Annotated in this window: 21 protein-coding genes; 5 read left to right on the forward strand and 16 right to left on the reverse strand. The window is 68.1% G+C overall.

From position 1 onward, the window contains the following. Nucleotides 1-9: 9 nt before the first annotated feature. The 12 genes from C7389_RS11035 to C7389_RS11090 form a co-directional block, all read right to left on the reverse strand. The gene (locus C7389_RS11035; protein ID WP_133591448.1) at nucleotides 10-933 is read right to left on the reverse strand and encodes an acetaldehyde dehydrogenase (acetylating); all 924 of its coding nucleotides are present in this window, start codon (nucleotides 931-933) and stop codon (nucleotides 10-12) included. 87 nt (nucleotides 934-1,020) lie between these two features. Beyond that, nucleotides 1,021-1,803, reverse strand: coding sequence for a 2-oxopent-4-enoate hydratase (dmpE, locus tag C7389_RS11040; RefSeq protein ID WP_133591321.1), 783 nt, complete (start codon nucleotides 1,801-1,803; stop codon nucleotides 1,021-1,023). Nucleotides 1,804-1,876: 73 nt separating this feature from the next. Continuing rightward, a complete protein-coding gene (locus C7389_RS11045) occupies nucleotides 1,877-3,331 on the reverse strand; it encodes a 2-hydroxymuconic semialdehyde dehydrogenase (protein WP_133591323.1) in 1,455 nt (484 codons plus the stop codon). A 49-nt stretch (nucleotides 3,332-3,380) separates the two neighbouring features. Continuing rightward, the gene (locus C7389_RS11050; RefSeq protein WP_133591325.1) at nucleotides 3,381-3,818 is read right to left on the reverse strand and encodes a GlcG/HbpS family heme-binding protein; all 438 of its coding nucleotides are present in this window, start codon (nucleotides 3,816-3,818) and stop codon (nucleotides 3,381-3,383) included. A gap of 197 nt (nucleotides 3,819-4,015) precedes the next feature. Beyond that, a complete protein-coding gene (locus tag C7389_RS11055) occupies nucleotides 4,016-4,945 on the reverse strand; it encodes a catechol 2,3-dioxygenase (RefSeq protein WP_133591327.1) in 930 nt (309 codons plus the stop codon). Between the two features lie 118 nt (nucleotides 4,946-5,063). Continuing rightward, complete coding sequence (locus C7389_RS11060; RefSeq protein ID WP_133591328.1) at nucleotides 5,064-6,125, reverse strand: NADH:ubiquinone reductase (Na(+)-transporting) subunit F; 1,062 nt, start codon at nucleotides 6,123-6,125, stop codon at nucleotides 5,064-5,066. A gap of 409 nt (nucleotides 6,126-6,534) precedes the next feature. Next, complete coding sequence (locus tag C7389_RS11065; protein WP_133591330.1) at nucleotides 6,535-6,894, reverse strand: phenol hydroxylase subunit P4; 360 nt, start codon at nucleotides 6,892-6,894, stop codon at nucleotides 6,535-6,537. A gap of 178 nt (nucleotides 6,895-7,072) precedes the next feature. Then, nucleotides 7,073-8,626, reverse strand: a complete 1,554-nt coding sequence (locus C7389_RS11070) for an aromatic/alkene/methane monooxygenase hydroxylase/oxygenase subunit alpha (RefSeq protein ID WP_133591332.1) — start codon at nucleotides 8,624-8,626, stop codon at nucleotides 7,073-7,075. 28 nt (nucleotides 8,627-8,654) lie between these two features. Beyond that, nucleotides 8,655-8,924 (reverse strand): MmoB/DmpM family protein, encoded by a 270-nt coding sequence (locus C7389_RS11075; protein WP_133591334.1) that lies wholly within the window; start codon nucleotides 8,922-8,924, stop codon nucleotides 8,655-8,657. Between the two features lie 10 nt (nucleotides 8,925-8,934). Next, nucleotides 8,935-9,930 (reverse strand): aromatic/alkene monooxygenase hydroxylase subunit beta, encoded by a 996-nt coding sequence (locus C7389_RS11080; protein ID WP_133591336.1) that lies wholly within the window; start codon nucleotides 9,928-9,930, stop codon nucleotides 8,935-8,937. Nucleotides 9,931-10,039: 109 nt separating this feature from the next. After that, nucleotides 10,040-10,315, reverse strand: a complete 276-nt coding sequence (locus C7389_RS11085) for a phenol hydroxylase subunit (protein WP_133591338.1) — start codon at nucleotides 10,313-10,315, stop codon at nucleotides 10,040-10,042. A gap of 306 nt (nucleotides 10,316-10,621) precedes the next feature. Further along, a complete protein-coding gene (locus C7389_RS11090; protein WP_133591340.1) occupies nucleotides 10,622-10,939 on the reverse strand; it encodes a 2Fe-2S iron-sulfur cluster binding domain-containing protein in 318 nt (105 codons plus the stop codon). A gap of 292 nt (nucleotides 10,940-11,231) precedes the next feature. Between C7389_RS11090 and C7389_RS11095 the strand changes: the two genes are divergently transcribed. From C7389_RS11095 to C7389_RS11110, 4 genes are all read left to right on the forward strand, one after another. Continuing rightward, complete coding sequence (locus C7389_RS11095; RefSeq protein WP_133591342.1) at nucleotides 11,232-12,929, forward strand: sigma-54-dependent Fis family transcriptional regulator; 1,698 nt, start codon at nucleotides 11,232-11,234, stop codon at nucleotides 12,927-12,929. Nucleotides 12,930-13,167: 238 nt separating this feature from the next. Next, nucleotides 13,168-13,890 (forward strand): FCD domain-containing protein, encoded by a 723-nt coding sequence (locus tag C7389_RS11100; RefSeq protein WP_133591344.1) that lies wholly within the window; start codon nucleotides 13,168-13,170, stop codon nucleotides 13,888-13,890. A gap of 188 nt (nucleotides 13,891-14,078) precedes the next feature. Continuing rightward, on the forward strand, nucleotides 14,079-14,390 hold the full coding sequence (locus C7389_RS11105) for a BON domain-containing protein (protein ID WP_133591346.1): 312 nt from the start codon (nucleotides 14,079-14,081) through the stop codon (nucleotides 14,388-14,390). Nucleotides 14,391-14,633: 243 nt separating this feature from the next. Continuing rightward, on the forward strand, nucleotides 14,634-15,008 hold the full coding sequence (locus tag C7389_RS11110) for an ElaB/YgaM/YqjD family protein (RefSeq protein ID WP_133591348.1): 375 nt from the start codon (nucleotides 14,634-14,636) through the stop codon (nucleotides 15,006-15,008). A gap of 84 nt (nucleotides 15,009-15,092) precedes the next feature. Here the strand turns inward: C7389_RS11110 and C7389_RS11115 are convergent, their stop codons facing one another. The 3 genes from C7389_RS11115 to C7389_RS11125 all read right to left on the reverse strand — a co-directional run bounded on the left by C7389_RS11115 (nucleotide 15,093) and on the right by C7389_RS11125 (nucleotide 18,439). Next, a complete protein-coding gene (locus tag C7389_RS11115) occupies nucleotides 15,093-15,977 on the reverse strand; it encodes a YihY/virulence factor BrkB family protein (RefSeq protein ID WP_162851716.1) in 885 nt (294 codons plus the stop codon). 278 nt (nucleotides 15,978-16,255) lie between these two features. Next, nucleotides 16,256-17,269: a restriction endonuclease gene (locus C7389_RS11120; protein WP_133591352.1), complete on the reverse strand. Its 1,014-nt coding sequence runs from the start codon at nucleotides 17,267-17,269 to the stop codon at nucleotides 16,256-16,258. 201 nt (nucleotides 17,270-17,470) lie between these two features. Beyond that, nucleotides 17,471-18,439 (reverse strand): ketopantoate reductase family protein, encoded by a 969-nt coding sequence (locus C7389_RS11125; protein WP_133591354.1) that lies wholly within the window; start codon nucleotides 18,437-18,439, stop codon nucleotides 17,471-17,473. Between the two features lie 183 nt (nucleotides 18,440-18,622). On the opposite strand from C7389_RS11125, the gene C7389_RS11130 reads away from it, so the two are divergent. After that, nucleotides 18,623-19,576, forward strand: coding sequence for a fused MFS/spermidine synthase (locus tag C7389_RS11130; RefSeq protein WP_246034711.1), 954 nt, complete (start codon nucleotides 18,623-18,625; stop codon nucleotides 19,574-19,576). Nucleotides 19,577-19,603: 27 nt separating this feature from the next. Here the strand turns inward: C7389_RS11130 and C7389_RS11135 are convergent, their stop codons facing one another. Further along, nucleotides 19,604-20,701, reverse strand: a complete 1,098-nt coding sequence (locus C7389_RS11135) for an NAD(P)/FAD-dependent oxidoreductase (RefSeq protein WP_133591356.1) — start codon at nucleotides 20,699-20,701, stop codon at nucleotides 19,604-19,606. Between the last annotated feature and the right edge of the window lie 16 nt (nucleotides 20,702-20,717).

The raw sequence follows: 20,717 nt of genomic DNA on the forward strand, positions 1-20,717 counted from the left end.
TCTCCAGGGTCAGGCCAGCACGGCGCGGGTGGATTCGAGGCTGAGGCGGCCGGCGAGGATTTCTTCGGCGAACATCTCGGCGGTGCGGGCGGCGGCGGCGGTCATGATGTCGAGGTTGCCGGCGTAGCGCGGCAGGTAGTCGCCCAGGCCTTCGACTTCGAGGTAGATGGAGACGCGCTTGCCGTCGAACACCGGGCCGTTCACCAGCTTGTAGCCGGGCACGTACTTCTGCACTTCTCCCACCATGGCGTGGATGGATTCGGTGATGCGGGCCTGGTCGGGTTCGGTCTCGGTGAGGCAGTGCACCGTGTCGCGCATGATGAGCGGCGGGTCGGCGGGGTTGAGGATGATGATGGCCTTGCCGACTTTGGCGCCGCCCACTTTCTCGACGGCGCCGGCGGTGGTGCGGGTGAATTCGTCGATGTTCTTGCGCGTGCCGGGGCCAGCGGAGCGGCTGGAAACGGTGGCGACGATTTCGCCATAGGCCACCGGCTGCACGCGGGAGACGGCGGCGACCATGGGGATGGTGGCCTGACCGCCGCAGGTGACCATGTTGACGTTCATTTCGCCCCGGCCGACGTGGGCCTTGAGGTTTACGGGCGGCACGCAGTAGGGGCCGATGGCGGCGGGGGTGAGGTCGATCATGAGCACGCCGAGCTCGTTGAGCTTGCGGCTGTTCTCGGCGTGGACGTAGGCGCTGGTGGCGTCGAAGGCGATCTGCACGCCATCGGCGAGAACATGGGGCAGCAGGCCGTCCACGCCCTCGGCGGTGGTCTTGAGGCCGAGTTCGCGGGCGCGCGCAAGGCCTTCGGATTCAGGGTCGATGCCGACCATCCATACCGGGTCCAGCACCGGGCTGCGCTTGAGTTTGTACAGCAGGTCGGTGCCGATGTTGCCGGGGCCTATCAAGGCGCATTTGATCTTGCGGGTCATCATGGATTCCTTGTCGTCGGGAAGCTGCGGGCGGCGTGCTGGCACAAGGGCAGGAGGCGCCGCCGGCGCATGGGGGAAAACGGAAGATCAGACGAAGCGCACCGAGCAGCCGCCGATGCCGCCTATGGTCACGCGCAGGTTGTCGCCCGCCTTCACCGGCACCATGGCCGCGAGCGAGCCGGAGAGAATGACTTCGCCCGCCTTCAGGCCGATGTCCAGGCTGCCGAGCATGTTGGCCAGCCAGGCCACCGCGTTGGCCGGTGCGCCCAGCGCGGCCGCGCCGGCGCCGGTGGCGACGATCTCGCCGTTCTTCTCCAGGATCATTCCGCAGGTGTTGAGATCCACCCGGCGCGGGTCCACCAGGCTGTCGCCGAGCACGAAGACGCCGCAGGAGGCGTTGTCCGCCACCGTGTCCTGGATCTTGATCCTCCAGTCGCGGATGCGGGAATCGACGATCTCGAAGCAGGTCATCACCCCTTCGGTGGCCGCCAGCACATCCGCGGCGGTCACGCCCGGGCCCTTCAGATCCTTCTTCAGCAGGAAGGCGATCTCGCCTTCGGCCTTGGGCTGGATCAGCGTATTGGCCGGAATGGCCTCGCCCTCGTTGTAGAGCATGCCGTCCAGCAGGTAGCCGAAGTCCGGCTGGTACACGCCCAGCATGTTCATCACCGCCTTCGAGGTGACGCCTATCTTCTTGCCGACCACCCGCTCGCCCGCTTCCAGCCGGCGCGCGAGCATGCGCTGCTGGATGAAGTAGGCGTCCTCTATCGTCATCTCCGGATGCCGCTCGGTGAGCGGCGCCAGCACCTCGCGCTTCACCAGCGCCTGGTACAGCTCGTCGCCCAGCCGTTCGATCAGGGTCTTGTCCATTCGGTGTCTCCTAGATGTCCTCGTGCGGCGGCGGAACGGCCTGGCGCGATGCGCCGGCCCGCCCTGTCCCGCCTCACAACTTGATGCAGATGTTCTTCTGCTCGGTGTAGAACTCGAGCGAATGCACGCCGCCCTCGCGGCCGATGCCGGACTGCTTGGCACCGCCGAAAGGCGTGCGCAGGTCGCGCAGGAACCAGGAGTTCACCCACACCAGCCCGGCCTCGATGCGGCCGGCGACACGGTGCGCGCGGGCGAGGTCGCGGGTCCAGATCGAGCAGGCCAGGCCGTAGTCGGTGTCGTTGGCGCGGCAGATGACTTCGTCCTCGGCGTCGAAGGGCTGGATCAGGGTGCAGGGGCCGAAGATTTCCTCGCGGGCAATCGGCGAGTCATCGCCCAGGCCAGTCCAGATCGTCGGCTCCACCCAGGCGCCGCCGGCCAGCTCGCCGGCCATGCGCGGCACCCCGCCGCCGGTGACCACGGTGGCGCCCAGCTCGCGCGCCTTCTCGTAATAGGACAGCACCTTGTTCTTGTGCTCCTGCGAGATCAGCGGCCCCATGCCGGTAGCGCCGTCTTCCGGGCGGCCGAGCTTGAGGCCCTCGGCGCCCTGCTTCAGCGCGGCGACGAACTTGTCGAAGATGGGCCGCTCGACATACACCCGCTCGGTGCCCAGGCAGACCTGGCCGCAGTTGGCGAACACCGAGCGCATCGTGCCTTCGATGGCGGCGTCGAAATCGCAGTCGGCGAAGACGATGGCCGGGTTCTTGCCGCCCATCTCCAGCGACACCGGCCGCGCGCCGGCCGCCGCCGCCTTCATGATGGCGGCGCCGGTGCGGGTCTCGCCGGTGAAGGTGATCGCGTTCACCCGCGGATGGGTGGTGACGAACTCGCCCGCCGATCCCGGCCCGAAGCCATGCACCACGTTGTACACGCCCTTGGGCATGCCGACTTCGTTCATCACCTCGCCCAGCAGGGTGGCGGTCTGCGGCGTTTCCTCCGAGGGCTTGACCACCACGGTGTTGCCGCAGGCCAGCGCCGGGCCCACCTTCCAGGTCATCAGCAGTAGCGGCAGGTTCCACGGGCAGATCACGCCGACCACGCCCACCGGGCGGCGCAGCGCGTAGTTGAGCGCGCCGCGGCCGTCGGGCGTGGCCATCTCGAAGAACTCGGTGGGCACGCTCTTGATGACGTCGGCGAACACCTTGAAGTTGTCCGCGCCGCGCGGAATGTCGATGTGGCTGGCGAGGCTGCGCGGCTTGCCGGTATCCGCGCATTCGGCGGCGAGGAAATCGTCGAAGCGGCGCTTGATGCCATCGGCCACCGCGTTGAGCAGCTCCACCCGCTCGGCCACCGTCATCCGCCCCCAGGGCCCGTTCAGCGCGGCATGCGCGGCGGCGACAGCGGCATCCACCTCCAGCTTGCCCGCCTCGTGCACCTGGGCGATGCGCTGCCCATCCAGCGGCGACAGCTTGTCGAAGACCTGGGCGGTGGCAACGAACTCGCCGTTGATGAAGTTGTGGATCTGTTTCATGCGCTTGCTCCCTTGCCGGCCGGCGTCCCCGCCGGCCGGTACTTGTTGTTCAGATCTGGATGTCGTCGGCGCCGATTGCGCGCAGCCCGGCCAGCGCGCATTCCGCGTCCTGCGCCGCCGAGGCGCCGGAGACGCCGATGCCGCCCGCCAGCTCGCCGCCCACCCGCAGCGGCAGGCCGCCGCCGAACACGATCAGCCGCGGCTGGGCGGAGAAGCCCAGCTTCATGCCTTCGTCCTCGCCGAACACCGCCATCCACTTCGCCGTCGGAAAGCCGAAGCCACCGGCGGTGTAGGCCTTGTCGATGGCGATCTGGATGGACTGCGGAAACGCCCCCGGCATGCGCAGGAAAGCCATCAGGTTGCCTGCGGCGTCGGTGACGCCGACGTTGATGCGCAGGCCGAGCGACTCGGCGTGACGCACCGCCGCCTCGGCGGCGCGGTGGGCGGCCTCCCAGCTCAGGCTGGCCTGGGTGACGACTAGCTTCATCTCGACGCTCCTTTCCACCCTGCCGGCGACGGTGTGGAACCAATGGCAAGGCAATTCGTGAAATTACGGTTTATATAACTAATATCGAGATTTTTATTCGAGGCAAAAAAGAGAGCTGCCTGCGCCGGACCGGGCCGCCCGGCTCTGGGCGGGCGGCCCGGTCCCGTCACGCCGGGGCGCGCCGGCGCTGGCCGCCTTCAGGACACCACACTGAGGAAGCGCTCGTTGAGCGCACGGTCGTGATAGAAGATGCCGGCTCCCACTTCGTCCCAGGTCCATTTGATCGGCTTCCAGTCTGGGTAACTCTGGTAGCCACCGCTGAAGGTTTCGAAGCGGTTGCCGGAGGGATCGAAGGCGTAGATGGTGGTGCCGCGGGTGACGCCGTGGCGGGTCGGGCCGATGTCCACCGAAACCCGGTTCATCGACATGATGTCGGCCGCCCGCAGCACCTTCTCCCAGCTGTCCAGCATGAAGGAGATGTGGTGCAGCTTGCCCGGCTCGGGGTGGCGCACGAAGGCGATGTCGTGCGCCTTCATCGAGCACGACAGCCAGATGCCGAGGTCGGTCTCGCCGTCTTCCATCACCACATGCTCCACCAGGTAGAAGCCGAGCACGTTCACGAAGATGTCGTGCACCTTCTCGATGTCCGGTCCGTAGAGCAGGCAATGGTCCATGCGGATCGGCGCGATGCCGCGCTCGGCGTCCTTCGTCCAGGGGTCGGGATTCACATAGGACATGCCGTTGCCGACGTCGGTCTTGTCGGCGTAGAGCTCGATGTCGTGGCCGGAGGGAAGGCGGAAGCGCACCCGCTCGCCGGTCTCCAGCATCTCGCCGGCGGGGATGCGCTCGGTGGGAATGCCGTATTCGCGCAGGCGGCCATCCAGCTTCTCCAGCGCGCCGCGGCTGGACACCTTGAAGGCGAAGAAGTCGATGCCGGCCTCGTCCGCCTCGCGGATCAGCAGGCTGTTGTGGTCGCGCTCGTCCCAGCTCTTGAAATACACCCGGCCCTGGCTGTCGCGGCCGGTCTCGATCAGGCCGAGCACGTTCTTGTAATGGTGGATCCCCGCTTCGAGATCCAGAACCCGCAGCGAAACGTGGCCCGGGCGCAGTACGTCGGTCATTGCCATGCTTGTCTCCTCCAGTGGTTTTTCTCCCGGCGCCTGCTCGGGGCCGGTGTAATCAGGCAGATGGATGCTACGACTCTACACAACAAAACTCAATAATCTCGATATTTTTTATTTCAGTTCATATTCTCTTGAACAAGGGGCTGCGCACCTGCTGGACGTCGGCCGCCGAGAAGAACTTCTCCACATGGATGTCGCCCTCGAACAGCCGGCCCTGCATCAACGTGGTGATGCAGGCGTCGATCATGGGCGGCGGGCCGCACAGGTAGGCCTTGTGGCCGCGGAAGTCGCCGTCGAAGTGCGCTCGTGCGGCCTCGTGCACATAGCCGCGGAACACTGCTCCGCCGCCCTCCCCGCCCTCGCCCTCCTCGGACAGGGCCGGCAGGTAGCTGAAGTTGGGATGCAGGGCGGCGAGTGCGAGGAACTCGTCGTGGTAGTACAGCTCGGCCCGGCTGCGCTGGCCGTAGACCAGGGTGATGGGCCTACTGTCGCCGGCGGCCAGCAGGTCGAGGATCATGGCGCGCGGGCTGGACAGCCCGGAGCCGCCGGCCATGAAGAGCAGCCCCTGCGGCGCCGACTTGCGCACGAAGAAGCGCCCGTAGGGGCCGGAGAGCTTTACCCGGTCGCCAGGCCGGAGCTGCTGGTGCACCCAGCTGGTGCCTTGCCCGCCCGGCACCAGGCGGATGTTGAGCTCCACCTCGCGCCCGGTGGACGGCGGATTGGCCAGCGAGAAAGCGCGGCTGCATTCGCCGCCGTTGATGTCGAGGTTGATGTACTGGCCGGCCTGGAAGTGGATGGCCTCGTCCAGCGTCACGAACACGCCCTTGATCGTCGGCGTGAGGTCTTCGATGCGGCTGACGGTGCCGTGGAAGTCGCGTACCGGAATGCTCTCCGCATCCGGCTCGTCCTCGATCTCCGCTTCGATGACGGCGTCGCTCTGCAGCCGCGCGCAACAGGCGAGCGCCTTGCCCTCGTCACGCTCGAAGTCCATCAGCGCGAAGCTGGAGGCCTCGCCATGCTCCACCTCGCCGTCCACCACCTGCACCTTGCAGGTGGCGCACAGGCCGTGGCAGCAGGCATGCGGGAGCCAGATGCCGGCGCGCAGGGCGGCGTCCAGGATGGTCTGGTCGTCTTCGACCGCGATGGTCTGGCCCAGGGGTTCGATGGTGAGTTCGTAGCTCATGGGGTGAATCCGTTTTGGGTTGAACTTTGGGGGAGCCGGGAGCTGGACAGCACTGCTGCCGCTCGCCCACCGGCGTTGGCCCACGCGATGACAGAAGGTCCTGCGGTCACGGCCTCCGGCGCGGCAGCTCCCTCGCGGAGGAGGAGCGGCGTCGGGGGGAGAGAAACCAGGCTGGAGAAGGCTCAAGCGGCGTCGTCCGCCCCTGCGGGGCGCCCCCTCTCCCCGACCCTCTCCCGCGAGGGGAGAGGGGGAAAACCGCGCCGCCGGACTACTCCCGGACCGCTTCGAAATACCCGGAGAACGCTCGTGAGCTGCTCATGCCCTGCCCTCGAAGCTCTCCTGAACTGCACGTGAAGCCGGCGCCCGGTCCGATCCACACACCGGCCTCACGACCCAGCCGCCGCCCCGCTCAGCTGCACGACCCCGCGATCCCCCTCAAGCCGGGCGTGCGGAAACGGATCACGTCCTTGTGCCGCAGGCCGTTCTCCGCCAGTGATTTGTCGAAGTCCGGCCGCCAGGGCTGGCCGGACTTGAACCACTCTGCCTGCGCCCAGTCGATGCGGGCGAAATCCGGGTGGTAGCCGAAGCTGCCGGGCAGCACCTCCTCAACCACCGCGCGGAACGGCATGGTCGGCGGGAAGGGAAAGGCGAAGGGGGCGCAGAACAGCAGGTGGTCTTCCCAGCCGATGTAGAGCAGTTGGGCGCCGTGGAACTTCTCGAGCGCGTCGGCGGGCTCGAATTCGTATTTGCCGATGGCAGCGACAGCCATGTCGGGTCTCCTCGTTGTTCAGTGATGTGGGGGGCGGCGTCCGCAGCCGGCCTCCTTCGTCCGGCCCGGAGCGCGGCGCTCGCAGGAGTAACCTCCCGGCCCCTGCGGCTCCGCTCCCGAGCGGCTGGCCGTAGGCCTGGGGATGAACGGCCTTGCCTGCCCGCCTGGTGAAGGAAGCTCAGCCGTTCTTCGTCGCCTGGCCGCGCCAGAGGTCGAAATTCTTCTGGTCTTCCGAGCCTTCGAAGTCCAGGTTGTCGCGGCCGAATTCCAGGTGGTAGTACTGCAGCACCGCGGCCAGCGGGTCGAAGCCTTCGGCGCTCGGGTCGGTGCCTTCGGGAAAGCAGCTGCCCTGGTAGATCTGGTGCACCGGCAGCCACGATTGCACGTACTTTTCCGGCTCGTGCTCGAAGATCTCTTTGCAGTGGTCGGAGCAGAAGTGGTACTTGCTGCCCTGGTAATCTACCTCGCGGTAGCAGATCTTGGTCGGGTCGCCCGGCTCGGTGAACAGCATCGGTATCTGGCAGGTCTGGCACAGCATGGGCAGCGTCTTGTTGTAGAAGCGATTGCCCTTGGCCGCCTGTTCGCGCCAGAACTCCAGGCGCGGGCGGTAGTACTTGTCGAAGCTCTGCGGATACTTGGCGGCGAGCCAGTCCATCTCCTCCTTCTCCGGCACCCAGGTATGGAAGGCCGCCGCCGCGCCGTAGTTGTAGAAGGTGCCCCAGGCCTGGTGCGAGAGGTGGTCCTTCTCCAGCGCGATGGTCTCGGCGCACCTGGGCATGGTGATGCCGTAGCGGGCCAGATCCTTGAACAGCGCGCCGCCGTTCTCCTCGAAATACACCTCCCAGGCTTCCTTCCAGCTCATGGTCCGCTTGGGCAGCATGTAGTCCATCATCATCGCCACCAGCGTCAGCACGCGGTAACCGCGCCAGGTCCATTTGTCGATCCAGCGCTGGACGATGGGCAGGTTGTCCGGGTCCTGCTCGAGGATGAACTTGATCACCTCCAGGCCCAGCGTCATGTGGCGCGCCTCGTCCGACTGGGCGGAGAAGCCGAAGGTCATGGTGCCCATGTCGCCGTTGTAGGCGGCACCCGAAACGAAGGGCACGAACAGCAGGTTGGTGAGCACGTACTCGAAGGAGAAGCCGATGGCCACCATGAACTCGAAGGGGCCGGCGGTGACAGCGTCGTCGAAGAAGCTCTTCGGCACCGACAGGTACCAGACGCGGTCGTGCATGTGGCGGAAGTCGTGCAGGCCGTTGTAGTGCTTGTTGAAGTTGGACAGGGCGTGGATCTGGGTCTGGGCGTGACGGATCTCGTCCAGCGACTGCATCAGGCAGGCCACTCGCGGCCCCGCGCCGGGAAACGCCCGGCCGGCGTGGGCGAAGCCGCGGTGGGCCATGTATTCGAGCGGGCTGACGCCGGTGAGGAAGAGCTTCACCGTGTTGATGTAGCGCGCATCGGTGACGTTGAGGTGGCCGTTGTTCTGCGCGTAGGCGTCGATGATGGCGTAGAGCTTGCGCTCCTTCTCCGCCTGGTATTTCCAGTAGGCATCCATGGTGAGGCGGAAGGGGTCTTCCCATTTGTCCCAGTCGTGGATCTTGATGCCCTCGTAGCTGGCGTAGGGGTAGATGTCTTCCTTCTTCTGGTAGCTCGGCTCCCAGTCCAGGCCGCGGGTCATGACCTGGTATTTCTCCTTCAGGCCCAGCTTCTTCTTGGCGACTTGCATGTCCATGGGGTGTCTCCTTTCTTGTGGGCGGCGCTCAGGCGTGCCAGCTCAGCGTCAGTTCGTCGTCGGTCTCGTCGATGTTTCCGGAGAGCGAGATCAGGTTGATGTGCAGCTCCTGCAGGTCGAAACCGCGGCCGATGCGGTCCTCGATGCTGGCCCGGCGCACGGTGAGGCGGCCTTCGGCGTCTATCTTCACCATGGCCGGCGCTTCGTTGATGCGCGCCTGCGGGTTGTCGGCGGCGATCGCCTCGATGATGGGGCGGGTGTCTTCGTTGGCCTGCAGGGCGATGAATACGGTGGACATCGCGCACTCCTCAGAGGGCCACGCCGGCCTTGGCCAGCCGGGCGTTGAACTGCTGGACCACCTCGGCGAGCACCGCGTCGGCCCCCTCCTGCAGGGCGATGCGCGCCACCGGCAGCAGCGCCCCGGCGGCGCGGTCGCGCCAGCGGGCGATCCACTTCTCCAGCAGCGCCTTGTTGTCGGCGGACTCGGCGGCGGCCGTCTTCACCGTGGCGTCTACCCACTTCCTGGTCTCGCCGAACCAGTCGGTCATGAAACGGGTGAGCATGGCCACCGCGGTGCCGCCGCGGGCCGACAGCACGCCATCTATCACCGTTTCGTACACCAGCGGGTACAGCAGGCCGTCGAGCACCACGTTCTGCGCCACGTAGAGTTCGAAGGGGTCCTTGAGCACGAAGCTGTCCTCGACGTAGCGGCGCAGGCCCTGCCAGGCGCCGTCGTCCATCCACGCCGCCTTGGCCTCGTCCAGCACGTCCACGTCACCCAACAGCAGGCCGATGCGGGTGAGGTACTGGGCGATGCCGAGCTGGTCCATGGCCTGATAGACGCAGGGCTGGGTGAAGGCGGTGCCGTAGCCGTAGGCGCAGATGGCGGCGTTGTTCATGTTGGAACCCCAGGCCACATGGCGCAGCGGCACCAGCAGCTTGAGCACGGTGTCGCGCAGCGCGGCCGGCAGTTCGTCGGCGAGGCCGCGGCCTTCGACGAAATCGAAGTTGCCCTCGGCGGTGTCCTGCTGCTTCGCCCGCGCCAACGCATAGGCGCCGTAGTAGAACTGGCGCGGATCCTTGAAGGCGTACCAGTCGGCCATGCGGATGGCGCTGCGGCTGGGGTCGAAGATCTCGTGCTGCGGGTCCCAGGTCGGCCGGTAGTGAAAGTTGGCGGTCGCCTGCAGGTCGAAAGTGCCTTCCTGGTAGCGCGAAGCCGGCTTGTCGCCACCGATGCGGCGGGCGACGTGGTCGAAGGTTTGGCGCAGCGGCTTGATGCTCACTGTGCGCAAGTCGATATGCATCTGGGTCTCCTCCTTGTGCTGGCCTGTTGCGGCCTTATGGGTGCTGCGGGGTAGTGCGGGATGCGGTGCTGGAATGGCGCCGCCTGAGGACACCATCCGGAGGCGGCGATCAGCGGAAGCGCTGGTGCGTCGCCTGGTGCAGGCTCCAGTTCCAGTCCGCGGCAGCCTCGCCGGCCTCCACCGGAGCCCGCGCCGGCAGCTCGGTCACCGCGTTGCGCTGGCAGAAAGCCTGGAAGGCCGCCTCCGGCAGCAGCAACTCGGCGCACAACTCCGGCTCGCCGATGGCGAATTCGAACTCGACGAGGCCATCTGCCCTGCGCTCGATCAGGCGGACGAATTTCCTGCTGACGTCTATGGCGGTGGAGGTAGCGGGGGTGGCGGACATCCGGGGCTCCTGCGGTTTTGATCCAGTCGGCTGGTGCTTGCCCACCTTCAACACAAGAGGCGTGCCAGCTTCCGCAGCGCGCTGATAACACTGAGATTTTTTAATTTCTCGATATATCTCTTCCAATAATTCCGGCTTATCGATTGATCAATTGATCAAATCGAGGGCTCGCTTGATCAAATGATCAATCCGGAATTTCCGCGCTGCACCAAGGGCTTGCACCGCCAAGACGCAAAAAAAGGGCGGCGGCCGCCCCCTTGCGGGTAGGCGGCCGCCGCCCTGGATGTCCGGTCGGCTGACGATGGATCAGCGCCGCGACGAACACACCGTCTTGCGCATCCCGCCCACCACCTCCAATGCCAGATCGCTGGCCGGAAACAGCTTGCAGGCCAACACCACGCCCGCCTTCTCCTCTTCTTCGCTGACGCAGGCGCGGCTCATCTTGCCGGCCTGGAAGTCGCCGGCAGTCACCCGCACCTTGCACACGCCGCAGCCACCGCCGCGGCAGCCCACCGGGATGCCGCGGCGGCCAAGCGCCTCCATGGCGCGCAGCAGGTTCCTGCTGCCGTCGCAGGCGAAGGTTTCTCCGCTGTCCTGGATCAGGACGGAATAAGGCTTGTCCATGCGTTCTGTCTCCTCCCGCCGATACGTGCCGGCGTGTTGTGGATCACCCGGTCACTTTTCGTGCCGGGGCGTGGTACTCAACCAAGAAGCGTGCCACACTGCATCATAATTTCGAGATTTTTGTCCATATGTAAAATTAAGCCTGAAGCCGCCGCGACGGCGGGCGCAGGCATTACTTTGGTAGAAGCTGGGGTATCGTTACAGCCGACCAGCGCACCGGGAGCCGGCCGTCAGAGCCCGCCCTGCGCAAACCCAGGCAGCCGCCCGCAAGTGGCCGGCACCAGGAGGAGACGTGAAGGAAATCCGCTACCCGGAGAACGCCGATCTTCGGCAACTGCTCCGCTTTTCCGACAAGGACGGGCTGATCTGGCTGGGCGAGCACCGCATGGTGCTGCTGCACAGCGCGGCGCTGTCCGAACTGCGTAAGGAACTGATCGAATCGGTGGGCGCCGAGCAGGCGCGCCGCATCCTCACCCGCATGGGCTTCGCTTCCGGCATGCGCGATGCCGAACTGGCACGCAAGATCCGCGGCAGCGGCAATCTGGTCGATGCCTTCGTGGTCGGCCCGCAACTGCACATGCTGGAAGGCTGCGTGGAAGTCGAGCCGGTACGGCTGGACATCGACGCCGAGGCCGGCAAGTTCCACGGCGAGTTCATCTGGCGCCAGTCGTGGGAGGCGGAGGTGCACGTGCAGCAGTTCGGCGAGGTGGACCACCCGGTGTGCTGGATGATGATCGGCTATGCCTCCGGTTATACCTCCGCCTTCATGGGCCGCTTCATCCTCTACCGCGAAACCGAATGCGCGGCCACCGGCGACGGCCATTGCCACATCGTCGGCAAGCCGGTGGAGGACTGGCCGGACGCGCACGAGCTGACGCCCTACTTCGAGCCCGACTCCATCGTCGGCCGCCTGCTGGAGCTGCGCGAGGAGGTGGAGGCGATGCGCCAGCGCATCGCCTGCCCGCGCAGCATCCCCAACCTGATCGGCACCGCCGCCGGCTTCCGCAACGCCTACGAGCTGGTCACCAAGGCGGCGGACACCAACGTCACCGTGCTGCTGCTGGGCGAGACCGGCGTCGGCAAGGAACGCTTCGCCCGCGCCCTGCACGAACTCAGCCCGCGCAAGGCGGCGCCCTTCGTCGCGGTGAACTGCGCGGCGCTGCCGGACGAGCTGATCGAGTCCGAGCTCTTCGGCGTGGAGCGCGGCGCCTTCACCGGCGCCCATGCCTCCCGCGCCGGCAAGTTCGAGCGCGCCGACGGCGGCACCCTGTTCCTCGATGAGGTCGGCGAACTGCCGCTGCCCGCCCAGGCCAAGCTGCTGCGGGTGCTGCAGGAAGGCGAGATCGAACGCCTGGGCGATGAGCGCACCCGCAAGATCAATGTGCGCCTGGTGGCCGCCACCAATGTGGACCTGCAGGAAGCGGTCGCCGCCGGCCGCTTCCGCCGCGACCTCTATTACCGCCTCAACGTCTACCCGGTCACCATCCCACCGCTGCGCGAACGCGTGTCGGACATCCCGCCGCTGGTCGAGGCGATGAATGCCCGCTTCTGCTCGCTGCACGCCAAGCGCATCGCCGGCATCACCGACAAGGCCATGCTGGCGTTGAAGAGCCATCACTGGCCGGGCAATGTGCGCGAGTTGGAAAACGTGATCGAACGCGGGGTGATCCTTGCCCCGGCCAACGGCTGGGTAGAGGCGGAACACCTGTTCGTCGGCACCGTGCCGGTGCCGGACGCCCATGCCTGCATAGACCGCAGCGGCAAGCTCGGCAGCCAGGCCCCGGCCGGCCACGATCTGCCGGACGCGGTGCTGGACGCCGGCCTGTCGCTGGAGGCGCTGGAGCAGGACATCCTGCAGCGCGCGGTGCAGCGGGCCAAAGGCAACCTCGCCGCCGCCGCCCGCATGCTGGGGATGACCCGGCCGCAGCTCAACTACCGGCTGAAGAAACAGTCCGCGCGCGGCGGGGAATCAGCCGCCGCCGGCTGCTGAAGCTGGCGTCCCGCCCGCCATCGCTTCCGGCGGCAAGCCGCCCCTGCCTGCCGCGCTCGCTGCTCGCGGCTGGCAGCTTCAGCACGGCCGGAGGATTCGCTGCCACAGGCTCGCCGGAAACCCTGGGGGAGCGGCCCGATTCTCGGATAAGCCACTTAAAACCGATAATTCTTTTGCCAACAGAAGAAATGACGCCTCCGCTAGAATTCCGTCATTCCGCCCCCCCCGCCGCCGCCTCATGATCAGTACCGCCACCGCCGGCACGACCGATGCCCAGGAACCCAAGACCCTGGTTGAGGGCGCCTACCACCGCCTGCGGCGCGACATCATCGAGGGCGTGCATCCGCCCGGCGAGAAGCTGCGGGTGGAGCATCTCAAGGACCAGTACGAAGTCGGCGCCGGGACCCTGCGCGAAGCCCTGCTGCTGTTGGTGACCGACGCTCTGGTGGTGGCCCAGGGCCAGCGTGGCTTCCGGGTGGCGCCGATTTCGGTTGCAGATTTCGAGGACATCACCCGCACCCGCGTGCTGCTGGAGACCGAGGCCCTGCGCCAGTCCATCAGCCTGGGCGACGACGCCTGGGAAGCCGACCTGGTTGCGGCCTTCCACCGCCTCTCGCGCGCCGAGCAGAAGCTGGCCGACCACGACACCGGCACCACCGAGGAATGGGAGCTGCGCAACCGCGCCTTCCACGAGGCGCTGATCGCCGCCTCGCCGTCGCGCTGGATCCGCCATTTCCAGCACATCCTCTACCAGCAGTCGGAGCGCTACCGCCGCATCAGCCTGTTCCGCCAGCCCATCGTGCGCGATATCCACGCCGAGCATCAGGCCATCTTCGACGCCACGCTGGCGCGGGACGCGACCCGCGCGACCTCCATCCTCACCGAACACATCCTGCGCACGCTGGATGCGGTGAAGCGCATGCCGGCCGACTTCTTCACCCGGCCCGCGGCGCCACGCTGAACCGCACCGCGCGCGCCAGCCCGCAGGCCGCGCCGGCAGCGGCATTGCGGGCCATCCGCACAAGCAGGATTCCTCCTACACGCTAATCCGCCATTACGGACATTCCGCCGCAGGGCGCGCTCCTATAGTGCAGACAGACCTTCCCCGCATCATCGGCAGGTCAGGCACAAAAACCCAAGGAGAATGCCATGCGACACACTGCCCTCAGCCTCGCCCTTTCCGGCCTGCTCGCCTTCACCGCCGTGGGTTGCGCCGTCACCCGCGACCAATCCACCGTCGGCCAGTATGTGGACGACGCCACCATCACCACCCGCGTCAAGGCCAAGTTCGCCGAGGACAAGGCGGTAAGCGCCATGGCCCTGCAAGTGGAAACCCTGCGCGGCACCGTGCAACTCTCCGGCTTCGCCAAGAGCAGCGCCGAGAAGAGCCGCGCCGGCATGCTTGCCGAATCGGTGCCCGGCGTGAAGCAGGTGAAGAACGACATCGTCGTCAAGCCGTAAGCCCGGGCGCCGCGGCGCCCGCCCGGCCCTACCGCCCGCGCCGCACCGGCACTCCGCTGCCGGTGCGGCACGGGCGTTGCGTTCGGGGCCAGCCTGCCATGAATGGGCAGGCGGTCAGCGTCTTCCTACAGGGGAATCCACCCCGGCTGACAGGGCCGGCGGCAGGGACGGCGTAAGCTGAAGTCGTCGCCGGGGAGCGCGCCTCACCCGGCTTTCCCATCCCCGATTGCCAAGGAGAACGACATGGCACGCACCAACACCCGCACAGCTCCGACCGCTCCCGACATCGACACTCCGGTGGATCAGGCCAATACGCCGCTGTTGGCGGAAACCGACACCCTGGACAGCATCCTGCAGGAGTTCCGCAGTGTCTCCGACGAGAATCTGCCGGCCCTGCGCCAGCGCCTGGACGATCTGCTCGCCGCCGGCAGCAAGACCGGCACCGCGTATTACGCCACCCTCAAGCGCAGTTCCGGCCGCCTCGGGCAGATCGCCAGGCATGAACTGGAGCACTCCCGCGAAGTGGCCGACACCTATGTGAAGGAGAACCCGTGGCGCACGGTCGCCCTCGCCGGCGGCGTCGCCTTCCTTGGCGGCCTGCTGCTAGGCCGGCGCTGAGGCGGCCCCGGCAAACGCCCAGGTGAAGAGAGACGGCGGGCCCCCCGCAAGGAAGCTGGCCGTCTTCCGTTCACGCTGCCGGGTTCAGGCCGCTCGCGCCGCCTCGCCCAGGCGCTGCGCCTGCCTGTGGCGGAGTTCATGCACACGGTGCAATTGCCGCGTCACCTCGGCGCCGTAGAGCAGGATCATGGAAACGTAGTAAACCCAGACCAGGATCACCGCCAGCGAACCGGCCGCGCCGAAGGTGGTGCTCACCGAGGCGCGGCCGAGGTAGAGGCCTATGCCCCACTTGCCCACCTCGAACAGCATCGCGGTAACCATCGCGCCGCCGAACACCGTTTTCAGCCGCAGCGGAATCGGCGCCAGTACCTTGTAGATGATGGCGAACAGCCCGGCCTGCATCAGCAGCGCGATCACCGCCTGCAGCACCCAGGCCACCCACAACAGCGAGGCGATGCCCTGGGTGAGGTACTGGCCGACGACGACGATGGCGGCGCTGGCGATCAGCGACACCATCAGCAGGAAGCCGACGCCAACGATCACCGTCAATGCGCGCAGGCGCTGCAGCACCATGCCCAGCCAGAAGGTCTTGTAAGTGCGGCGGGCGCGGAAGATGCGCTCGAAGGCGGCGCCCATTTCCATGAACAGCGCGCTCGCCCCCAGCGCCACAGAGAACAGCGCCACCGCCCCGGCGACGAAGCCGCTGCCGGATTCGTAGCTGGCCGCCAGCAGCCGCTGCACCAGGGCCGCGCCCTGGGCGCCCAGCAGTTCCCCCAACTCCGCCACCACCCGCCCTTCCACCGCCGCCTGGCCGAACACCAGCCCGGCCACCGCCACCGCGATGACGAGGATGGGTGCGAGCGCGAAGGCGGCGTAATAGGCCAGCGCGGCGGCATAGGTGGTACAGCGGTCCTTGGCCCAGGCCTGGCCGGCGCGCAGCGGCACTTTCCACAGAGCGGGATCGATCATCGGCAACTCTCCTCCTGGTGGCCTGAAGGCGCCTAGTGGCAGCACGCCCGCCGTCATTTCACCATGAGGGTGGGGCTGGCCAAAACCACGAGCGGAAAAGCGCAGTGCCCAAAGCGCCACTGCAGCGGGCCCCAGTGGCGGTTGCCTACGGCTGCGGCCTGCATGTGGCCCGGCACCAGCTTTGCGCCGGCGGACAAGAACTCAGGGACGGATGCGCCACCACCTCGGCGGCCATGCCGCACGCCGCCGCGGCAGCGCGGGAAGACGCCCCAAGCAGCCTAGACGGCCTCCTCCTGCGCCGGCCGCCGCATCGGCAGCCTGCCGCGGCAACCGGGAAAGCGGCGGCAACCCCAGAAAGCGCCGCGAGCGCTCTCGCGGGCGGTCATCTTGTCGCCGCATTGCGGGCAGCTAGGCGTGGTCCAGTCGCCCTCGGTCGCCAGTGCCAGCAGGCGGGCGGAAGCATCCGCCGGCAGCCGCTGCAGCATCGCGAGAAAGAGCTTGCCATCCACCAGGGTGATGCGGTTGTCGGCGGCAAAGGCGCGCGCTTCCGGGCTGAAGCCGCGCGGCGCCATGAAGAAGCCCTTGTCCACCTTCTCGTGCGCCATCACACCGCGCAACTCCCGCACCGTGGCCACGCCCACCGGACGGCTCAGCGCCTTGCACTGGACCACCGCGGTCGCCCGGCCGGCGTCGGCCTCGTCCTGGAACAGGCGGATGTCCACCCCGCCATCCGCGCCCAGCGCCGTGGTCCGGGCGGCAATCCCCTTCTCGCGGTAGAAGGCGCAGCACAGATCCTCGAAGCGCTTCCACTCCACCTGGTCCAGCGCAGCAAGCGACCAGGCGGTGGGCCGCGGCGGGCGGGCCGGCGGTAGCTCGGCCCTCGAGCCGGCGGCCGGACCGGCAGCGGCCAGGCCGCTTGCCGGGTGCTCCTGCTCCGCGGCCGTCTTTCCGCCTGCGCTCCCACCTGCGGGCACCGGCGGCCGTGCCGGCGCCTGTTCGCGGAAGGCGGTGCCGGCGGACAGCGCTTCTGTACCACCAGCACCAGCGGACGAGCGGCCCAGGAAGCGGATCACGGCGATGACGGCGAACAGGAAGGCCAGCCCCCAGGCGGGCAGCGCCAGCACGTTGAAAATGGGTTGCAGCAGCGGATGACCGGCGGCATAGCCGGGCAGGATGACGGTGCCGGCAAACAGGCAGCAGGCGGAAAGAAAGGCGGAAAGCCGCCAGTCCGACTGCATCGCCACGGCAATCACGCCCTGTTTCTTCTTTCTTCTCTTGCGGTAAGCGGCCATCGCTTGCCGGCCGGCCCTGCGCCGCGGGAGCCTGCCGAATACCTCACTGCGGAAGTGGTCAATGGCTCCCGATATTACTTTTCGGTAAATACATCGGCATGTGTCGTGGATCACGCCACGGGGAAATCGGCGACCGCCGCCCGCGGCCCGGCGCGACATTTCCGATGATGGGCCGGGTTTGCGGACACCCCGCCGCTGCCTTCAGCCCGGTGGACGGGCCCGCGTGCGGGAAACGGCATCGGCCTCCTGCAGGCATACCAGCCTGTGCAGCGCCCTGTGGGTGGGCACGTCGGCGCCCTGTGCCTGCGCCATCTGCAGCAGCACGCCGGTGATGGCATCCAGTTCCGTGCGGCGGCCCGCCAGCAGATCCTGCAGCATGCTGGTGCGGTTGGCGGCGGTGGCCCGCACTACCGCCCATACCCTTTCGCGCGCCTGCGCTTCGTCCAGCGCCAGGCCGGCGCTGCGCAGCACCGGCCAGGCTTCGGCCACCAGCGCCTCGACGTAGGCGGGATACGGCGGCTCCAGCAGGGCGCTGGTAGGCACCCGGAATACCGCCGTCAGCGGATTGAGGGCGAGGTTCACCAGCAACTTGGCGAGGCGGGCGGCGGCGATCTCCGGCTCCACCCGCGCCGGGAAGCCGGCTTCCCCCAGCCATTGCGCCAGCACCTCGAAGCCCGGCGGCAGCAGCGTTTCGCCGCTGCCCGCAAGGGTCACCACCCGGCCCTTGCGGTGCGCGCCCATGGTGGTCACGCCCTGGCCTACCAGCGGCACGCCCGCGGCAGCCTCCCGCAGCCGGCTTTCCACCAACCCGTTCTGCAGCGACAGCAGGCCGCGCACCCCCAGTGCGGCAGCCGTGCCGGCCGCGGCGGCGGTGTCGCCGGCCTTCACCAGCAGCAGGGCCCATTCCGCCCGCGGCAAGCGGGGCACCGACCAGACCTCCGGCTGCCACTCGGCGCCATCCACCTGCACGCCGGCGCGCAACGCCACCGCACGCGCCGGCGAGGACGCCACCAGCGCCACCCGCATCCGCCGCGCCAGCCGGGCGCCGATGCTGAGGCCGAGCGCGCCGGCACCGATGATGGCCAGCGGATAGGGCGCCCCATCCTGTCCGGGCCCGCCGTCGCGCCCTGCCGCTGCGTCCGCTGCAACCGCCCCGCCCTTGCCGTCCATATCTCTCCCGCCTTCATACCGGTTGCCGCACGCCGGCCCGCCGGCGATACGGATAGGGCCCGCAGTTTAGGGGAGGCATGCCCGTGCGCGGCGGGATATCGCCGCTTGCGCGCCCGCCCGGCCATCCGGCGGCGCACAGCGAGCGCGCCACCTCCGACGGGAAAAGGGCGACAATCCCTGCCCATGAACGACTTGCCGCCCCAGCGCCCGCATTCCTCCGACAATCCGCCCAGACGCAGGCGCCTCCAGACGGAGCCGGCAGCACTGGCCGACGATCTGGCCGGCCTGCTGGCCCTGCCCAGCCCCTTCCCCACCGAGGCCGGCACCGTGCTGCTGCAGGAGCCGGCCGGCAGCTGCCCGATGGAGCTGGGCACCCGGCTGAACGAAGGCAGCTACGGCCGCCCCTTCGTGCTGGAGCAGGACGGCTACCGCTACCTGCACTTCAACCTGCGCTTCCAGCAGAGCGGCATGTGCCTCGCCCGGCCGCAGGCGCTGGACCTGGCCTACACCCGCGGCATGATGGCTTTCCTGCTGTTCGTGCCGCGGCCGCGCGCCATCCTGCTGCTGGGCCTGGGCGGCGGCTCGCTGGCCAAGTTCTGCCACCAGCACCTGCCGGCCACCGACATCACCGCGGTGGAGGTGGACGCCGACGTGATCGGCTTCCGCCGCGCCTTCCGCATTCCCCCGGACGACCACCGCTTCCGCATCATCCACGGCGACGGCGCCAGCGTGCTGGCGATGGAGGAACGCCGCCAGGACGTCATCCTGGTGGACGTGTTCGACGAATACGGCGTGCCCGCCTCGCTCGCCAACAGCCACTTCTACGAGACCATCCACCAGCGCCTGTCGGCCAACGGCGTGCTGGTGATGAACATCGCCGGCGACCGCGAGGACTACCGCCTGCATGTGGACAACATGGCCATTGCCTTCGACGACCGGGTGATCGCCATGTCGATCAAGGACGACGGCAACTACCTCTTGTTCGCCTTCAAGAGCCCGGACTTCGACCCGCGCTGGAAGTGGATGCCGGCGCAGGCGCGCGAGCTGCAGGCCCGCCTGGGCCTGGACTTCCCGGAGTTCGCCCGCCAGCTGGAGCGCGGCCAGAAGCTGCGGCTGGCGCAGCGGCTGGCGCGCTGAGCAGCCGCCCCTGGCGGCGGACCGCGCTCACAGCTTTTCGACGACCGCTTCCGCGATCGCCAGCGCCGAGGTCAGCCCCGGCGATTCGATGCCGAACAGGTTCACCAGCCCGCGCACGCCGTGCTCCGCCTCGCCCTGGATGAGAAAATCCGCCGCCGGCTCGCCGGGCCCCGATAGCTTGGGGCGGATGCCGGCGTAGGCCGGTTGCAGCGCGCCATCCGGCAGGCCCGGCCAGTAGCGGCGGATGGCGGCATAGAAGGCGTCGGCGCGTCGCGGGTCCACCGTGTAGTCGATACGCTCCAGCCACTCCACGTCCGGCCCGAAGCGCGCCTGGCCGCCCAGGTCCAGCGTCAGATGCACGCCCAGCCCCCCCGGCTCCGGCACCGGGTAGATCAGGCGCGAGAATGGCGAGCGCCCCGCCAGGCTGTAGTAATTGCCCTTGGCCAGGTGCAGCGGCGGCACCGTCGCCGGGTCCAGGCCGGCCAGCGCGGCGGCCACGCGCTGCGCCTGCAGCCCGGCACAATTCACCACCACGCCGGCCTTCACCGCCATCGGCTGCGCGCCGCCCACCTCCAGCAGGATGCCGTCGCCGGCCACCTCGCCGCGCAACACCGGCGAACCCAGCGCCACCGCGCCGCCGGCCGCCTCGCAGTCCCCCTGCAGGGCCAGCATGAAGGCGTGGCTGTCGAGGATGCCGGTATCTGCGCTGTGCAGCGCGGCCACGCATTGCAGGTTCGGCTCGGCCGCCCGCGCCATCGCGGCCGGCATCATCTCCAGCGCCGCCACCCCGTTCGCCCGCCCCGCCGCTAGCAGGTGTTCCAGCGCATCCGCCTGCGCCGCCGCGGTGGCGACGATGAACTTGCCGCAGCGCCGGTGGGCGATGCCGCGCGCCGCGCAGTACTCGTACAACAGCTGCCGGCCGCGCACGCACAGCGCCGCCTTCAGCGAGCCGGCTGGGTAGTAGATGCCGGCATGGATGACCTCGCTGTTGCGCGAGCTGGTGGCGGTGCCCGGCGCCCGCTCACGCTCCAGCACCACCGTCTCCAGCCCGCGCTGCGCCAGCGCCCGCGCCACCGCGAGGCCGACGACGCCGGCGCCGATGACGATGCAATCCACTCTTTCCATCCGCCAGCAGCCATCC

Source organism: Azoarcus indigens, from assembly GCF_004361735.1.
Lineage (GTDB): Bacteria > Pseudomonadota > Gammaproteobacteria > Burkholderiales > Rhodocyclaceae > Azoarcus > Azoarcus indigens.

What these genes read in the sequence shown, in the direction of transcription:
- C7389_RS11085 (WP_133591338.1), bottom strand. Translation starts at nt 10,315, where the DNA reads ATGTCCGCCACCCCCGCTACCTCCACCGCCATAGACGTCAGCAGGAAA.
- C7389_RS11080 (WP_133591336.1), bottom strand. Translation starts at nt 9,930, where the DNA reads ATGCATATCGACTTGCGCACAGTGAGCATCAAGCCGCTGCGCCAAACC.
- C7389_RS11100 (WP_133591344.1), top strand. Translation starts at nt 13,168, where the DNA reads ATGATCAGTACCGCCACCGCCGGCACGACCGATGCCCAGGAACCCAAG.
- C7389_RS11055 (WP_133591327.1), bottom strand. Translation starts at nt 4,945, where the DNA reads ATGGCAATGACCGACGTACTGCGCCCGGGCCACGTTTCGCTGCGGGTT.
- C7389_RS11070 (WP_133591332.1), bottom strand. Translation starts at nt 8,626, where the DNA reads ATGGACATGCAAGTCGCCAAGAAGAAGCTGGGCCTGAAGGAGAAATAC.
- dmpE (WP_133591321.1), bottom strand. Translation starts at nt 1,803, where the DNA reads ATGGACAAGACCCTGATCGAACGGCTGGGCGACGAGCTGTACCAGGCG.
- C7389_RS11065 (WP_133591330.1), bottom strand. Translation starts at nt 6,894, where the DNA reads ATGGCTGTCGCTGCCATCGGCAAATACGAATTCGAGCCCGCCGACGCG.
- C7389_RS11045 (WP_133591323.1), bottom strand. Translation starts at nt 3,331, where the DNA reads ATGAAACAGATCCACAACTTCATCAACGGCGAGTTCGTTGCCACCGCC.
- C7389_RS11125 (WP_133591354.1), bottom strand. Translation starts at nt 18,439, where the DNA reads ATGGACGGCAAGGGCGGGGCGGTTGCAGCGGACGCAGCGGCAGGGCGC.
- C7389_RS11115 (WP_162851716.1), bottom strand. Translation starts at nt 15,977, where the DNA reads ATGATCGATCCCGCTCTGTGGAAAGTGCCGCTGCGCGCCGGCCAGGCC.
- C7389_RS11135 (WP_133591356.1), bottom strand. Translation starts at nt 20,701, where the DNA reads ATGGAAAGAGTGGATTGCATCGTCATCGGCGCCGGCGTCGTCGGCCTC.
- C7389_RS11110 (WP_133591348.1), top strand. Translation starts at nt 14,634, where the DNA reads ATGGCACGCACCAACACCCGCACAGCTCCGACCGCTCCCGACATCGAC.
- C7389_RS11105 (WP_133591346.1), top strand. Translation starts at nt 14,079, where the DNA reads ATGCGACACACTGCCCTCAGCCTCGCCCTTTCCGGCCTGCTCGCCTTC.
- C7389_RS11090 (WP_133591340.1), bottom strand. Translation starts at nt 10,939, where the DNA reads ATGGACAAGCCTTATTCCGTCCTGATCCAGGACAGCGGAGAAACCTTC.
- C7389_RS11035 (WP_133591448.1), bottom strand. Translation starts at nt 933, where the DNA reads ATGACCCGCAAGATCAAATGCGCCTTGATAGGCCCCGGCAACATCGGC.
- C7389_RS11075 (WP_133591334.1), bottom strand. Translation starts at nt 8,924, where the DNA reads ATGTCCACCGTATTCATCGCCCTGCAGGCCAACGAAGACACCCGCCCC.
- C7389_RS11130 (WP_246034711.1), top strand. Translation starts at nt 18,623, where the DNA reads ATGAACGACTTGCCGCCCCAGCGCCCGCATTCCTCCGACAATCCGCCC.
- C7389_RS11120 (WP_133591352.1), bottom strand. Translation starts at nt 17,269, where the DNA reads ATGGCCGCTTACCGCAAGAGAAGAAAGAAGAAACAGGGCGTGATTGCC.
- C7389_RS11060 (WP_133591328.1), bottom strand. Translation starts at nt 6,125, where the DNA reads ATGAGCTACGAACTCACCATCGAACCCCTGGGCCAGACCATCGCGGTC.
- C7389_RS11050 (WP_133591325.1), bottom strand. Translation starts at nt 3,818, where the DNA reads ATGAAGCTAGTCGTCACCCAGGCCAGCCTGAGCTGGGAGGCCGCCCAC.